Annotated in this window: 17 protein-coding genes; 9 read left to right on the forward strand and 8 right to left on the reverse strand. The window is 70.9% G+C overall.

Annotated features, from left to right (window positions below; genetic code table 11):
* Position 1 precedes the first annotated feature (1 nt).
* From holB to QZV97_RS08285, 6 genes are all read left to right on the forward strand, one after another.
* A complete protein-coding gene (holB, locus tag QZV97_RS08260; protein WP_295641048.1) occupies positions 2–1,057 on the forward strand; it encodes a DNA polymerase III subunit delta' in 1,056 nt (351 codons plus the stop codon).
* Positions 1,054–1,437 (forward strand): PilZ domain-containing protein, encoded by a 384-nt coding sequence (locus tag QZV97_RS08265; protein ID WP_295641050.1) that lies wholly within the window; start codon positions 1,054–1,056, stop codon positions 1,435–1,437. The genes holB and QZV97_RS08265 overlap by 4 nt, the downstream gene beginning before the upstream one ends.
* 57 nt (positions 1,438–1,494) lie before the next feature.
* Positions 1,495–2,292 (forward strand): TatD family hydrolase, encoded by a 798-nt coding sequence (locus tag QZV97_RS08270; protein ID WP_295641052.1) that lies wholly within the window; start codon positions 1,495–1,497, stop codon positions 2,290–2,292.
* Between the two features lie 3 nt (positions 2,293–2,295).
* Entirely contained in the window at positions 2,296–2,931 is a 636-nt protein-coding gene (locus tag QZV97_RS08275; RefSeq protein ID WP_295641054.1) for an ankyrin repeat domain-containing protein, read from the forward strand.
* 132 nt (positions 2,932–3,063) lie between these two features.
* On the forward strand, positions 3,064–3,285 hold the full coding sequence (locus QZV97_RS08280) for a hypothetical protein (protein WP_295641056.1): 222 nt from the start codon (positions 3,064–3,066) through the stop codon (positions 3,283–3,285).
* A gap of 118 nt (positions 3,286–3,403) precedes the next feature.
* Entirely contained in the window at positions 3,404–4,447 is a 1,044-nt protein-coding gene (locus tag QZV97_RS08285) for a DUF72 domain-containing protein (RefSeq protein WP_295641058.1), read from the forward strand.
* Positions 4,448–4,473: 26 nt separating this feature from the next.
* On the opposite strand, the gene QZV97_RS08290 is transcribed toward QZV97_RS08285, so the two are convergent.
* Positions 4,474–6,912, reverse strand: coding sequence for a penicillin acylase family protein (locus QZV97_RS08290; RefSeq protein ID WP_295641060.1), 2,439 nt, complete (start codon positions 6,910–6,912; stop codon positions 4,474–4,476).
* A gap of 47 nt (positions 6,913–6,959) precedes the next feature.
* Positions 6,960–7,469 carry a DUF1993 family protein gene (locus tag QZV97_RS08295; RefSeq protein ID WP_295641062.1) on the reverse strand — a complete coding sequence of 170 codons (510 nt, stop codon included), beginning with the start codon at positions 7,467–7,469 and terminating at the stop codon, positions 6,960–6,962.
* Positions 7,470–7,589: 120 nt separating this feature from the next.
* Between QZV97_RS08295 and QZV97_RS08300 the strand changes: the two genes are divergently transcribed.
* Both QZV97_RS08300 and QZV97_RS08305 read left to right on the forward strand, forming a co-directional pair.
* The gene (locus QZV97_RS08300) at positions 7,590–8,603 is read left to right on the forward strand and encodes a D-2-hydroxyacid dehydrogenase family protein (RefSeq protein WP_295641064.1); all 1,014 of its coding nucleotides are present in this window, start codon (positions 7,590–7,592) and stop codon (positions 8,601–8,603) included.
* The gene (locus tag QZV97_RS08305) at positions 8,593–9,846 is read left to right on the forward strand and encodes an MFS transporter (protein ID WP_295641066.1); all 1,254 of its coding nucleotides are present in this window, start codon (positions 8,593–8,595) and stop codon (positions 9,844–9,846) included. The genes QZV97_RS08300 and QZV97_RS08305 overlap by 11 nt, the downstream gene beginning before the upstream one ends.
* Here the strand turns inward: QZV97_RS08305 and QZV97_RS08310 are convergent.
* The 5 genes from QZV97_RS08310 to QZV97_RS08330 form a co-directional block, all read right to left on the reverse strand.
* Positions 9,819–10,160 (reverse strand): hypothetical protein, encoded by a 342-nt coding sequence (locus QZV97_RS08310; protein WP_295641068.1) that lies wholly within the window; start codon positions 10,158–10,160, stop codon positions 9,819–9,821. The two genes, QZV97_RS08305 and QZV97_RS08310, sit on opposite strands and share 28 nt — an antisense overlap.
* 8 nt (positions 10,161–10,168) lie before the next feature.
* Positions 10,169–10,795: a uracil phosphoribosyltransferase gene (gene upp / locus QZV97_RS08315; protein ID WP_295641070.1), complete on the reverse strand. Its 627-nt coding sequence runs from the start codon at positions 10,793–10,795 to the stop codon at positions 10,169–10,171.
* Positions 10,796–10,812: 17 nt separating this feature from the next.
* Positions 10,813–11,571, reverse strand: a complete 759-nt coding sequence (locus QZV97_RS08320) for an NAD-dependent deacylase (RefSeq protein WP_295641072.1) — start codon at positions 11,569–11,571, stop codon at positions 10,813–10,815.
* Positions 11,561–12,298 (reverse strand): 23S rRNA (guanosine(2251)-2'-O)-methyltransferase RlmB, encoded by a 738-nt coding sequence (gene rlmB, locus QZV97_RS08325; protein WP_295641073.1) that lies wholly within the window; start codon positions 12,296–12,298, stop codon positions 11,561–11,563. Before rlmB ends, QZV97_RS08320 begins: the two co-directional genes overlap by 11 nt.
* Before the next feature lie 87 nt (positions 12,299–12,385).
* Positions 12,386–13,054 (reverse strand): ABC transporter ATP-binding protein, encoded by a 669-nt coding sequence (locus tag QZV97_RS08330; protein WP_295641075.1) that lies wholly within the window; start codon positions 13,052–13,054, stop codon positions 12,386–12,388.
* A 24-nt stretch (positions 13,055–13,078) separates the two neighbouring features.
* Here QZV97_RS08330 and QZV97_RS08335 point away from each other — a divergent pair, with 24 nt between their 5' ends.
* Complete coding sequence (locus QZV97_RS08335; protein ID WP_295641077.1) at positions 13,079–13,717, forward strand: arylesterase; 639 nt, start codon at positions 13,079–13,081, stop codon at positions 13,715–13,717.
* A 306-nt stretch (positions 13,718–14,023) separates the two neighbouring features.
* Here the strand turns inward: QZV97_RS08335 and def are convergent, their stop codons facing one another.
* On the reverse strand, positions 14,024–14,560 hold the full coding sequence (gene def, locus QZV97_RS08340) for a peptide deformylase (protein WP_295641079.1): 537 nt from the start codon (positions 14,558–14,560) through the stop codon (positions 14,024–14,026).

Here is a 14,560-nt window from a genome sequence, read left to right on the forward strand (position 1 = left end):
CATGACGGCCGACGCGCTACCGCCCTGGCTGGATGGACCGCTGGCGCAGGCGCTGCGAGCGACGCGCGGCCACGCGCTGCTGCTGCATGGGCCGCAGGGGGTCGGGCAGTTCGAACTGGCGATGGCGGTGGCGTCGGCGTGGCTGTGCGAAGCGGAGGAGGGCGCCCGGCCCTCGGGTCGAGCCTGTGGCCGCTGTACCGCCTGTCACCTGCTGGCCGCGCGGACCCATCCGGACCTGCTGGTGCTGATCCCCGAAGCGCTGCAGGACCGTCTGGGCTGGAACGCCGCCGACGATGCCGACGACGCGGAAGGCGGCAAGGGCAAGGCCAAGTCCAGCAAGGAGATCAAGGTCGAGGCGGTACGCACGGCGGTCGCCTTCGCGCAGCAGACGGCATCGCGAGGCGGCACCAAAGTGGTCGTTGTGCATCCGGCGGATCGCATGAATGCCACCAGCGCCAACGCGCTGCTGAAGACGCTGGAGGAGCCCCCCGGCAGGGCCCGCTTCGTGCTGACGTCGTCGGCCCCGCAACGGCTGCTGCCGACGGTGCGCAGCCGCTGCCAGGCCCGGCGTGTCGCGCTGCCCGATGCCCACGTGGCCGCCGGCTGGCTGGCCGCGCAGCAGATCGAGCAGCCGGCCGTGCTGCTCGCCGCGGCCGGCGGAGCGCCGCTCGACGTGATCGACCGGCTGGCACTGGGCGTCGATGCGGCCTGCTGGCAGCGCCTGCCGCGCGAGGTGCTGGCGGGTCAGTCGGCGACGCTCGCGGCCTGGCCGCTTCCTCTGGCGATCGAGGCACTGCAGAAGCTCTGCCACGACGCGATGGCGCTCGCCGTCGGTGCTGCACCGCGCTACTTTCCCGTCGCTGCGATGCCGACTGGCGCCGAGCTGTCGCGGCTGACGGATTGCGCCCGCGACTTGCGGGCCGAGGCTCGTCGGGCCGAGCATCCGTGGAACGCCACGCTCGCGGTCGAATCGCTGGTCCAAACCGTGCGCTACGCCATGCAGAGCCCCGCCACGGGCCGCGTTGCGCGCGATCCGTTGGCTACACTGGGCCGATGAGTGAGGTCAACGTCCGGGGCACGCCGGCGCCCGCAAACACGGCGCGCCCGAGCGTCATCCAGCTCGTCTTCCGGGAAAAGGGCGCCCTCTATGCAGCCTACATTCCCCTGTTCGCGGAAGGCGGCCTGTTCGTGCCGACCAACCGCGAATACAAGCTCGGCGAGGACATCTATCTCCTGCTGTCCCTGCCCGACGACCCCCAGCGCTATCCGGTGGCCGGCAAGATCGGCTGGGTCACGCCGGCCAATGCCTCCGGCGGCCGCACACAAGGTGTCGGCGTGCGATTTCCCACCGACGAGAAGACCCGGCTGCTGAAGGTCAAGATCGAGGAGATCCTCGGAACCTCGATCTCGTCCGCCAAGCCGACCCAGACCATCTGACCGGCCGGGCTGCGCTGCTGCCCGATACTGCGGGCTCGCTCGCTGCGCCCCCGCAAGATGTTCGTCGACTCGCACTGCCACCTCAGCTTTCCCGAACTGCAGGCCGAACTGCCGGCGATCCGCGCGGCGATGGCGCGCGAGCGCGTCGACCGCGCGCTGTGCATCTGCACGACGCTCGAGGAGTTCGAGACCGTTCACGCGCTGGCAACCGGCTACGACAACTTCTGGTGCAGCGTCGGCGTTCATCCGGACAACGAGGGCGTGACCGAACCGACGGTGGCCGACCTGCAGGAGCGCGCCGCGCTGCCGCGCGTGGTCGCCATCGGCGAGACCGGACTCGACTACTACAGGCTGGGCGAACGCAGCGTCGCCGACATGGAGTGGCAGCGCGAGCGCTTTCGCATCCACATCCGCGCGGCGCGCGCCACCGGCCTGCCCCTGATCATCCACACCCGCAGCGCGTCCGCAGACACGCTGGCGATCCTGCGCGAGGAGGGCGGCCATGCGGTCACCGGGGTGTTCCATTGCTTCACCGAGACGCTGGACGTCGCGCGCGACGCGCTGGACCTGGGTTTCATGATCTCCTTCTCGGGCATCCTGACCTTCAAGAACGCGACCGACCTGCGCGAAGTCGCGCGCATCGTGCCGATGGACCGCTGCCTGATCGAGACGGACAGCCCCTACCTCGCGCCGGTGCCCTATCGCGGCAAGATCAACAACCCGTCCTACGTGCCCCGGGTGGCCGAGCAACTGGCCCGCATCAAGGGCTTGGGCGTCGAGCTGATCGCTGCCGAGACCAGCCGCAATTTCGAGCGGCTCTTCGCTCGCACCGGCCTTCTTCACAATGCAATGTAGATTATGAGAATTGCAACCTATCTTGTTGCTGTAGCTTGCATTTCTTGCGCTGGTTTCAACTCCTACGACAGCTTCTTCCGGGCCGTGGTCGGCGGGGATGTCGAGCAGATCCGTGACCTCGTCAGTCGTGGATTCGACCCCAACGCGCGCGATCCGGATGGTCAGCCGGCCATCATCCGTGCGCTGCGGGCCGACGCGCCAGCCTCGGCGATGGCGCTGGCGCAGTTGCCGGGGACCGACGTCAACGTGCGCAACAAGGCCGGCGAGACGCCGCTGATGATGGCCGCGCTCAAGGGGCAGCCCGAAGTCTGCAAGGCCCTGATCGCCCGCGGCGCCGAGGTGCGGCTCAGCGGCTGGACGCCGCTGCACTACGCAGCGGCCGGCAACTCGCTGGCCGCCACGCGCCTGCTGCTGCAGCAGGGTGCCGACGTCGACGCGCGGGCCCCGAACGGCCGCACGGCGCTGATGCTCGCAGCCCTGCACGGCAGCGAGGAGATCGTCGACACGCTGCTCGCAGCGGGTGCCGATCCGGCGGCGCGTGACCGCAACGACACCGCTGCCGCCGACCTGGCCGAGCTGGCGGGCCGCGAGAAGCTGGCAGCACGTCTGGAAGCCCGCGCCAGGCCGGGCAGTCGCTGACACATGAAGGCAGGGTGGCCTGACAGCGTGTCAGCCGCTTTCCGACATTGCCTTTGGCGGCCGGCCGACTATGGAGTCGCCCGGCACCTGCCTACATTGCAAGCACCGAGACGCAACCAACAGAGGTGCCCGATGCTTCCGATCCAGACTCCTTCGAATCCCTTCGCCTTGCTGATGAACCCGGATGCCGTGGTGCAGGCCATGGAGCGCTCCGATCGCCTGAGCCGCCTGAAGCGCCGCGTCTGCCGGCCGCTCGACAAGCCGCTGATCCCGCGCACCGCCAAGGATGTGGCCGACTTCGATCGCGAGATCGACGACGCGCCTGAGCTGGCCAGCCTGGAAGGCGACGCCTGAAGGTCGGCCAGCCGGGAAGCTCGTCATCGCGGTTCCAGTAGCCGCGCTGATGTATATTATGTAAATTACTAGATCAACCTGCTCAGGTGATCTGCGAAGCCCGCCCGATACTCGAGGCGTGCCCTCCCACCCCGATCTGTTCGAGACCGATCCGGCGTTCGTCCTGCCGGGTCCTGACGTCCGCGCCGGTCCACGACGTCGCGGCGCGGCGCGTGTCGAACCCGCCGAGGTGCCGGACGCGCTGAAGCGCCTCGCGACCGGCCTGTCGCCCCTGGTGCGATTGGGTACCTCGTCCTGGTACTTCCCGGGCTGGGCCGGCCTGGTCTTCGCCCGCGACTATCCCCAGCCCGGCCTGTCCCGGCACGGCCTCGAGGCTTACGCACAGCATCCCTTGCTGCGAACGGTCAGCCTGGACCGCAGCTTCTATCGCCCGATGCCGGCGGCCGACTACGCACGGCTCGCAGCACAGGTGCCCGACGACTTCCGGTTCGTCGTCAAGGCCGCCTCGGCGGTGACCGACGCCAGCCTGCGCGAGGTCGGCAGCGGCCTGCCGGCCCAGCCCAACCCCTTGTTCCTCGATCCGGCGATGGCGCGGGACGAGGTCGTGATGCCTGCTGTGGAGGGGCTTCGCCACAAGCTCGGCGTGCTGGTCTTCCAGATCTCGCCGCTGACGCCGCCCTGGCTGGCCGACGAACGTCGCTGGCTGGCCGCCCTCGACCGGCTCTTCGATGCTCTTCCGCGACCCCAGCACGGCCTGCTGGCGCTGGAAGTCCGCGACACCAGACTGCTGACCCCGGAACTCGCCGCGCTGCTCAAGGCGCAAGGCGTGCGCTACTGCGTCGGCCTCCACGATCGGATGCCGCCGCTGGAGGATCAGCTCCCGATGCTGCGCGCGACCTGGCCTGGAGCACTGGTGTGCCGCTGGAACCTCCAGCGTGGCCTGCGCTACGCCCAGGCGAAGGACAGGTTCGAGCCCTTCGACCGCCTCGTGGCTCCTGACCCGGCCACGCGCGCCGCCCTCGCCCGCCTGATTGCCGCCACGGCCGGCGCTGGCCAGCCGGTCTACGTGACGATCAACAACAAGGCCGAGGGCAGCGCGCCCTTGTCGGTGTTCGAGCTCGCGGCCGCGGTGCAGGCCCAGGCGCCCGCCGCGCCCGGTTGACTCCCGGCACGGCCTTTCTGCGCCGATCAGCGGGGCGCCAGCTCCAGCACCCTGCCGCGTCGGCCGTCGCCCCAGACGGGCAGGTACTCGACGTGCGCCCAGCGGTCGACGAAGTTGCGGTAGTGGGGGCTGAAGACCAGTCCGCTCTGCCCGCCCGAATGCACGAAACGCGACCGGCTGCGATCACCCAGGTCGTACAGCGCCCGCAGGCTCGGGCCGTGCTCGTTGAGATAGAGCTCGCCGGTGGTCGGATCGGCGCGCAGGCCGACGCGAGAGACGTTGACGGTGTAGGTGTCGCCGCCGACCGGCGTGCGCAGTTCGAACCACGGCGCAAGCGCTTTGACGCGGCTGAACGGCCGGTGTTCGGCGCGCGCCACGTGGGCCTGGCCCCAGCGCCATTGCGCCACGTCCGCGCCCTGGGCGGCCTGCAGTTCGTCGAGTGCCCGCGTGAAGGCGGCGTCCGACTGCTGGGCGCAGCTTTCGACCGCCGCCGTGCGCAGGTCGTCGCACCAGGCACCGTCGTCGCGTTCGAGCACGGCTTCCAGCGCCTCGCGAAAGCTGCGGTTGGCCAGCTGCCGATCGAACAGCGCGGGTCCCAGGTCGTCGGAGAACACCGCCTGGCCGAGCTGGCGGGCCCAGGCGCTGAAGATCAACGGCGCCGCCCGCTCGGCCGACATCGTCCCTTCGAAACCTTCGAGCTGCTGCTGGGCGGCCGCCGCCAGCGGATGCGCCGAGCGCGCATGCTGCAGGAATGGCAGCAGGCGCCGCGTGGCACCGGACAGCACGTCGGCCTGGATCGCCGCCAGGCTCTCCAGGCTGTGCAACGGCCGCGCGCCGAGCAGTTGCTCGATGCGCTGCTGTCGGTACGGCGGCGCCCATTCGCTGGTGATGAAGTGCGGGTACTGCGTCCCGTGGATGCGATGGTTGGCGGTCGCGATCCAGCCGCGCGAAGGGTCGCGCTCGCGCGGCGTCGCCGTGGCCGGCACGAAGCCGACCCAGTCGTACTTCGCGTCCCAGCCAGGGGCCGGCGCCAGGCCCTCGAGATCGTGCTCGGGGCGCCGGAGGGGCACACGACCGGCCGCCACCATGGCGATGTGCTCGGCATCGGCGACCACCATGTTCTGCATCGGCGCCACATAACGGGACGACGCGTCGACGAAGGCCTCGACCGACCCGGCCAGATTGAAGGCGAGGCCGGCGTCGAGCGTCGCGCTGGCATCCGCATCCAGCGCGGTCCAGCGCATCGCGATCGCGTAGCGCGGCGTGGGGCCGGCGCCGGTGAGTCCGGCCGTCGCCGGCACCCCGGCATCCGAGATGATCGGCCCGTGGCGGCTGCGCCGCGCGACGAAGGCGACATCGGCCTGGCCCTTGACGCGGATCGTCTCGGGAAAGCGCTCGAACTCGGCCCAGCCCTCGGGGGTCTCGTAGCGCTCCGGCGCGCCGGTATCGACGCGCTCGAGGTAGAGGTCCTGCACGTCCGGCGCGGTGTTGGTGTAGCCCCAGGCGATGTGCTCGTTCTGGCCCAGCACCACGGTCGGCAGGCCCGGCAGGGTCGCACCGGCCACGCGCAGGCCCGGGGCTTCGAGCCGGGCGAAGTACCACAGCGCCGGCGCGCTGAGCTTCAGGTGCGGGTCGTTGGCCAGCAAGGGCGTGCCGGTGACGCTGCGCGAGCCGGCGACGACCCAGTTGTTCGATCCCGCCCCCTCGACGGCGCCGTCGATGCTCCAGGGCAGCCCGGCCACCGGTGCCGCGGCCTGGAGCGGCCGGCCGGGGTCACCGACCTCGAGCTTGCGGTAGAGCGACGCGTAGTCCTGCGTCTGCGGAGGCCGATCGCCCGGGTAGGGCGGCAGCAGCTGCTGGATCCGCAGCACCGGCATCGTCAGGGCGAGTCGCATGCGCAGCAGCTCGCTGCTCCAGTTGCCGCCCAGGTCCCAGGCCATCATCGTCGACCAGGCCATGCTGTCGACGGGACTCCATTCCTCGGGTTGCAGGCCCAGCAGCACGAACTCGGGCGGCCGCGCGCGCAGGTGGTCGCGCAGGTAGGCGTTGATGCCGGCGCTGTAGGCCGTCAGCGTCGCGCGGACGGCCGGACTGGCCTGCTGCCACTGCGCCTGGGCGCTGCGACGCACCCCGAGGGCCCGCAGGAAGCGATCGCTCTCCAGCGCCGGCGGCCCGAAGGCCTCGGCCAGGCGCCCGGCGCCGATGCGCTTGTGGGTCTCCAGCTGCCACAACCGGTCCTGCGCGTGCACGAAGCCCAGCCCGAACCAGGCGTCGTCGACCGAGGCGGCACGGATGGTCGGGATGCCATGCTCGTCGCGCTCGATCGTCAGACCGGTCCGCAGGCCGGCGACCTGCAGGCGGCCCTCGGTCTGCGGCAGCGCGAAGTGACGGTAGACCCCCAGTGCCCCGCCGACCAGCGCCGCCACCAGCAGCAGCCCCAGCGTGCCGCGACGGATCCACTTCATCGTTCCAGCCTAGTCGTCGCGGCCGGCCGGCGCATCGGGGGAAGGCCTCAGCCGCCGCGCAGGAAGTCGGCCTTGCCGAGCTCGACGCCGTTGTGGCGCAGCAGCCCGTAGGCCGTCGTGACGTGGAAGAAGAAGTTCGGCAGCGCGAAGTGCTTGAGGTACTGCTCGCCGCTGAACTGCAGCGGATCGCGGCCACGGACCGGCACGCTGATCGGCTTGGTTTCGGTGCCGTCGACCTGCGCGGCCGGCACGCCCTTGATGTAGGCGACGGTCGCCGCGATGCGCTGCTGCAGCTCGGCGATGGTGGTCTCGGTGTCGTCGAACTTGGGCGCGTCGCCGCCAGCCAGGCGGGCGACGCCGAACTTGGCGCTGTCGCAGGCGATCTGCACCTGCTTGGCGAGCGACAGCATGTCCGGCGCCAGCCGAGCCGTCAGCAAGGTGTTGACGTCGAACTTCTTGACCTCGGCGTGGGCCACGGCCTTGTCGAGCCACTTCGACAGGTTGCCCAGCATCGTGAGGTAGATCGGCACGCTGGCCGAGTGCATGGTGAGCGACATCGCGGGTCTCCTCGTCGGGGTGATGGCGGCGGATGCTAGTCCGAAGCCGATCTCCGCGCGCGGCGTGCACAATCGACCGCGACGACCGGTGGGGTCGGCATCGCACGGCCCCCTCCCCGCATGAACATCATCATCCTGGACGACTATCAGGACGCCGTGCGCAAGCTGGCCTGCGCGTCCAAGCTCGACGGCTACAGCGCCAAGGTCTTCACCAACACCGTCAAGGGCATCGGCCAGCTGTCGGTGCGCCTGCGCGATGCCGACATCGTGGTGCCGATCCGCGAGCGCAGCCCCTTCCCGCGGCAGTTGCTCGAGAAGCTGCCGCGCCTCAAGCTGATCGCGCAGACCGGGCGCGTCGGTCCGCACATCGATGTCGAGGCCTGCACCCGCCTGGGTATCGCCGTCGCCGAAGGCGTCGGCTCGGCGGTCGCGCCGGCCGAGCTGACCTGGGCGCTGATCATGGCGGCGATGCGGCGGCTGCCGCAGTACATCGCGAGCCTCAAGCACGGCGCCTGGCAGCAGGCGGGGCTCAAGGCCTCGTCGATGCCGCCGAACTTCGGCGTCGGCATGGTGCTCGAGGGCAAGACCCTCGGCCTGTGGGGCTACGGGCGCATCGGCCAGCGGGTCGCCGGCTACGGCCGGGCCTTCGGCATGCGGGTGCTGGTATGGGGCAGCGAAGCCTCGCGCTACAAGGCCCAGGCCGATGGCTGCGAGGCCGCGGCATCGCGCGAGGACTTCTTCGAGCAGGCCGACGTGCTGTCGCTGCACCTGCGGCTGGACGAGGCGACCCGCGGCCTGGTCGGCTTCGACGACCTGCAGCGGATGAAGCCGACCGCCCTCTTCGTCAACACCTCTCGCGCCGAGCTGCTGGAGGAGAACGCCCTCGTCTCCGCCCTCAACCGCGGCCGGCCCGGCATGGCCGCCGTCGACGTGTTCGAGAACGAGCCCATCATGCAGGGCACGCCGCTGCTGCGGCTCGAGAACGCGATCTGCACGCCCCACCTGGGCTATGTCGAGCAGGAGAACTACGAGCTCTACTTCGGCGCCGCCTTCGACAACGTGATCAGCTTCATCAAGGGCGAGCCGACCAACGTCGTCAACCCCGAGGCCTTCCGGGTGATGCGTGGCCAGTGAGGCCGCGGACGCCGGCAACGCCGCGCCGGCCCTCCCCACGCTGCGCGGCGCCCGCTGGGCGCTGATGTTCGGCAACTTCGTGATCGGCTGCGGCGTGATGGTCGTGGCCGGCTCGCTGAACGACCTGACGCGCTCGCTGGACGTGAGCGTGGCGCTCGGCGGCCAGCTGATCGCGATCGCGGCGGTCGTGATGTGCATCGGCGCCCCGCTGCTGGCCGCCGCGATCGGCGGCTGGGACCGCCGGCGGCTGCTCACGTTCTCGCTCGTCTGGTACGCGATCGGCCACCTGCTGTCGGCCGTCATGCCGAGCTACGCGGTGCTGACGCCGGTGCGCGCGCTGACGATGCTGGCCGCGGCCGTGTTCACGCCCCAGGCGGCCGCGGCGATGGGCTGGCTGGCGCCACCGGCCGAGCGGGGCCGCGCGATCACATTCATCTTCCTCGGCTGGTCGGTCGCGTCGGTGTTCGGCATGCCGCTGCACAGCTACATCGGCGAATCCTTCGGCTGGCGCTGGGCCTTCGGGCTGGTGGCGGTGCTGGGCGTGGCCGGCGCAGCCTGGGTCTGGGCCGTGATGCCCGACGGCGTGAGGCCGCCCGCGATGAGCCTGCGCGCCTGGCGCGAGGTGCTGACGCACCCGGCGCTGATGGCGATCGTCGCGGTGACCGCGCTCTCCGGGGCCGGCCAGTTCACCGTCTTCACCTACTTCGCGCCGTACTACAAGCAGGTGCTGGGCGCGGGCGCGACCGAGATCAGCCTGCTCTTCGCCTGGTTCGGCGCCTTCGGCGTGCTGGGCAACGTGCTGCTGTCGCGGCACGTGGACCGCGTCGGCGCGGCGCGCGCCGTGGCGGCGATGCTGGCCTTCATCGCTTTCTCGCTGCTGATCTGGCCGCTCGGCGTCGGCTACCTGTCGATGGCCCTGTTGCTGGTGCCCTGGGCGCTGGGCTTGTTCTCGTCCAACTCGGCCCAGCAGGCACGGCTGGGCCAGGCCGCGCCGGCGCTGGCCCCGGCACTGATGGCGCTCAACACGTCGGCCATCTACCTGGGCCAGGCGATCGGCGCGGCCGGCGGCGGCGCGGTCGTCGCGGCGCACGGCCTGGCCGGCGCGAGCGGGCGCGACCTCTACGTCGGACTGAACTGGATCGGGCTGGCCTGGGTCGTCGGGGCGCTGGCACTCAGCCTGTGGGCCGAGCGCCGGCTGCGCCGCGGCGACGACGCTCAGGACGGGTTCTCGAAGAACACGTAGGTCGAGAACTCGCCGACCTCGAAGTAGACGCGCTTCTCGCCGGGGTCGACCTTGCCGTCGAGGTTGGCGTCGTAGACGCCGTAGCCGAAGCGGTAGCCGCGCGCCTGGCCGTCGTCGGTGCCGTAGGCGGTGCTGAGCTTGTCGACCTTGAGGAAGCGCTTCACCAGCTGCCCGCCGGCGTAGACCTCCATCACGCCGTTGGTGCCGGTCCAGTTCTGGATGTCGCGGCGGATCTGGTTCTGCCGCTCCTGCGTGCAGCCGGCCATCAGGGTCAGGGTCAGCGCCAGCGGCGCGATCAGCCAGGGTCTCGTCATGCTCGAACTCACTTGGTGCCGAAGATCTTGTCGCCCGCGTCGCCCAGGCCGGGAATGATGTAGCCCTGCCCGTTCAGGTGGCTGTCGACCGCCGCGGTCCAGCAGCGGACCTCGGGGTGGGCCGCGTTCAGCGCCTGCGCGCCTTCCGGCGCGGCCACCAGCACCAGCGCGCGGATGTCCTGGCAGCCCTTGCGCTTGAGCAGGTCGACCGTCGCGATCATCGAACCGGCCGTCGCCAGCATCGGGTCGATGATGAGCGCAGTGCGCTCTGCGAGCTGGCCGACCAGGTTCTCGAAGTAGTGCTCGGGTTGCAGCGTGTCGTGGTTGCGGGACAGGCCCACGACGCTGATCTTGGCGTTGGGCACGATGTCCAGCACGCCGTCCAGCATGCCCAGCCCGGCCCGCAGGATCGGCACCACGGTGACCTTGCGCCCCTGGATGCGCTCGACCTCGACCGGGCCGCACCAGCCGTCGATCGTGACCCGCTCGAGCGGAAAGTCGGCCGTCGCCTCGTAGGCCAGCAAGCGGGCCAGCTCGGCCGTGATCTCGCGGAACTTCTTGGTCGAGGCCTCGGCCTCGCGCAACAGCCCGACCTTGTGGCGGACCAGCGGATGGGTGACGGCGACGACGGGCATGGCGATTCGTGCAAAGTCTATGCGAGCAACCGCGGCAGCAGCGTGGCCGCCGGGCCGCGCAGGCAGAGGTCGGCGACGTCGTCGAGCTCGCTCTCGTGCGGATTGACGATCACCACGCGCGCCCCGTGGCGTCGCGCGGTGCGCGCCAGGCCTGCGGCGGGATAGACCGCGCCCGAGGTGCCGACGACGAGCATCAGCGCGCAGCGCCGGGCCGCCTGCTCGGCAGCATCCAGCGCCGCGACCGGCAGCGGCTCGCCGAACCAGACGACGCCGGGCCGCACGCGGTTGCCGCAGTCGGCACAGGTCGGCGGCTCGCCGGCCCGGGCCGACGCCGGGTCGCAGGGCGGCTCGCCGCGTTCCTGCCGCCGGCAGGTGTCGAACCAGCGGTCCTCGAGGATGTCGCCGTGCAGGCGGATCACGTCGCGGCTGCCAGCCCGCTGGTGCAGGTCGTCGACGTTCTGCGTGACCACCGCCAGCCGGCCCCGGTGCACGGCCGCCCAGTCGGCGAGCGCCCGGTGCGCCGCGTTCGGCTGCGCCTGGCGCACGCCGTCGCGGCGGCTCGCGTACCAGCCCCACACCAGCGCCGGATCGGCCGCAAAGCCCTCGGGCGAGGCCAGCCGGGCCGGGTCGAACTTCGCCCAGAGGCCGCTCTGCGCGTCGCGGAAGGTGGGGCTGCCGCTCTCGGCCGATATGCCCGCGCCCGTCAGCACCGCAATGCGATCCGCGTCGGCGATCCAGCCGCGGACCTGGGCCAGGCCGTCGTCGTCAGGCGCCACGCTGGCGCACCGCCTCGTACAGGCAGATGCCGCTGGCGACCGACACGTTCAGGCTTTCCACCGCGCCGGCCATCGGCAGGCTCACCAGTTCGTCGCAGGTCTTGCGCGTCAGCTGGCGCATGCCCTGCCCTTCGGCGCCGAGCACCAGCGCCAGCGGCTCGCGCAGGTCGGCCGCGTAGAGCGTGCGCGGCGCGTCGTCGGCCGTGCCGACCACGCGGATGTTGCGTTCCTTCAGCTCGTTCAGGCTGCGCGCCAGGTTCGTGACCATGAAATAGGGCACCGTCTCGGCGGCGCCGCTCGCGACCTTGGAGACGGTCGCGTTCAGGCCGACCGCATGGTCCTTGGGGGCGATCACGGCGTGCGCCCCGGCGCCGTCGGCCACGCGCAGGCAGGCGCCGAGGTTGTGCGGATCGGTCACGCCGTCCAGCACCAGCAGCAGCGGCGGGCCCTCCACCGTGTCGAGCAGGTCGTCCAGCGACTTCGCCGCCGGCACCGGGTGGACCTTGGCGACCACGCCCTGGTGGCGGTGCGTGCCGGCCAGGGCCTGCAGGCGCAGTTCGTCGCTGTCGAGCAGGCGCACGCCGGCTTCCTTGGCGCGCTCGACGAACTGGCGCATGCGTGCATCGCGGCGGGTCGCGTCGATGTAGAGCTCGACGATGGAGCCCGGCGCGGTCTTCAGTCGGACGGTGAGGGCATGGAAGCCGAAGAGCACGCGGGCTTGGGTCATGCCGGATTATCGTGGCGTGCCTCGAAGGAAGCCGCCGCCACCGATGGACGCGCGTGCCTTGCTGCGCAACGGCGGGCGCGAACGAGCCTACGTCAGGCGTCCCGCTTCGATCCGCACCTGCCGGTCACACCGCGCGGCGATGCCGCGGTCGTGCGTCACCAGCACCAGGGTCGTGCCCTGCTCGCGGTTGAGCTCGAACATCAGCTCCATCACGCGCTCGCCGGTCGCGAAGTCGAGGCTGCCGGTCGGCTCGTCGGCCAGCAGCAGCGCCGGCTTGACGACGAAGGCGCGCGCGAGCGCCACGCGCTGCTGCTCGCCGCCCGACAGCAGCCGGGGGTAGTGGCCGAGGCGCTCGCCCAGGCCCACGCGCACCAGCATCTCGGTCGCGGCCGCCTTCGCGTCGGCCCGACCCTGCAACTCGAGCGGCAGCATCACGTTCTCGAGCGCGGTCAGGTTGCCCATCAGCTGGAAGCTCTGGAACACGAAGCCGACGCGCTCGGCCCGCACCGCGGCGCGGGCATCCTCGTCCAGGGCGAACAGGTCGATGCCGGCGAGTCGCACCGTGCCCTCGGTCGGCACGTCCAGGCCGGCGATGATGGACAGCAGCGTGCTCTTGCCCGACCCCGACGCTCCGACGATCGCGGCGGACTCCTGCGGTGCGAGCGAGAAGTCGATATCGTGCAGGATCGTCAATTCGCCGCCCGAGTCCTGTACGCGCTTGGTGACGTGCTCGACGGCGATGATCGTTGCGGACATTGGTTCTTCTTCGAGGATGCTGGAATGGCGATGGGGCGCAGGCACTGTATCAAGGGGATTTCGGCCGCGCTGCTGCTCGGGTTCGCCGGCGTGGCGACAGCCGCGGCACCGGTGGTGCTGGTCGTCGGCGACAGCCTCTCGGCGGAGTACGGCCTGCAGCGCGGTAGCGGCTGGGTCGCGCTGCTGGAGAAGAAGCTCGCGCAGGAGAAGGTGGCGGCCACCGTCGTGAACGCCAGCGTCAGCGGCGACACCACCTCGGGTGGCCGCTCGCGCCTGGCGCCGCTGCTGGCCCAGCACAGGCCGGCCGTCGTCGTGATCGAGCTCGGCGGCAACGATGCGTTGCGCGGCCTGCCGCTGTCGATGACCGAGCGCAACCTGGCCGAGATGGCGCGCGCCGCCAAGGCCGCTGGCGCCAAGGTGCTGCTGGCCGGCATGCAGGTCCCGCCGAACTACGGCCGCCAGTACAACGAGGACTTCGCGGCGTTGTTCGCCAAGGTGGCCAAGGCCGAGGGCGCGGCGCTGGTGCCCTTCCTTCTGAAGGGCGTGGGCGACGCGCCGAACGCCACCGAGCTGTTCCAGGCCGACCGCATCCATCCGAAGGAAGCGGCGCATCCGATCATGCTGGGCAATGTCTGGCCGGTGTTGCGGCCGTTGCTGAAGTAGGCCGCATTGACTTTCGGAGCGAGCTGACCAGCCGACTGCCGGGCTGTACTGCGCTCATGTCCCCCGGCGGGGCTGCGCCCCGCCTCCTCCTTTACTTCGCTCCGCACAACCCGGCAGCCGGCTGGTCGCCTGAGCCGCCCTGGCATCCGTTGCAAGCGGCTCGAGCGATGACAAGCCGAGAGCGATGGGCGACCGACGGAGTGAAGCAAAGGAGGAGACGCGAGCGTCCAGCAAGCGTCGGGGGACATGAACGCAGTCGGTCGCCCGTCGCTCTCGGCCGGCTCGGAGCGGCCGCCGAGCCCGCACTCAATCGTCAGCGGTCGCATCGAGGCCCGGAAACAACACCTCGGTGAACCCGAACTTCGAGAAGTCTCGCACCCGCATCGGGTAGAGCGTGCCGATCAGGTGGTCGCACTCATGCTGCACCACACGGGCGTGGAAGCCTTCGGCCTCGCGATCGATCGGCTGGCCCTGCGGGTCGACGCCGGCGTAGCGGATGCGCGCATGCCGCGGCACGACGCCGCGCAGGCCGGGCACTGACAGGCAGCCTTCCCAGCCGTCCTCCAGCGCGTCGGACAACGGCGTGATGACCGGATTGAGCAGCACCGTGCGCGGCACCGGCGGCGCGTCGGGATAGCGGTCGTTGCGGCTGAAGCCGAAGATCACCACCTGCAGGTCGACGCCGATCTGCGGCGCCGCCAGGCCGGCGCCGTTGGCCGCCTCCATGGTGTCGAAGAGGTCGGCGATCAGCGCGTGGAGCTCGGGCGTGTCGAACTCGCGCACCGGCTGCGCGACGCGCAGCAGGCGGGGGTCGCCCATCTTCAGGATCTCGCGGATGGCCAT

The organism is uncultured Methylibium sp. (genome assembly GCF_902826655.1).
Taxonomy (GTDB): Bacteria; Pseudomonadota; Gammaproteobacteria; order Burkholderiales; family Burkholderiaceae_C; genus Methylibium.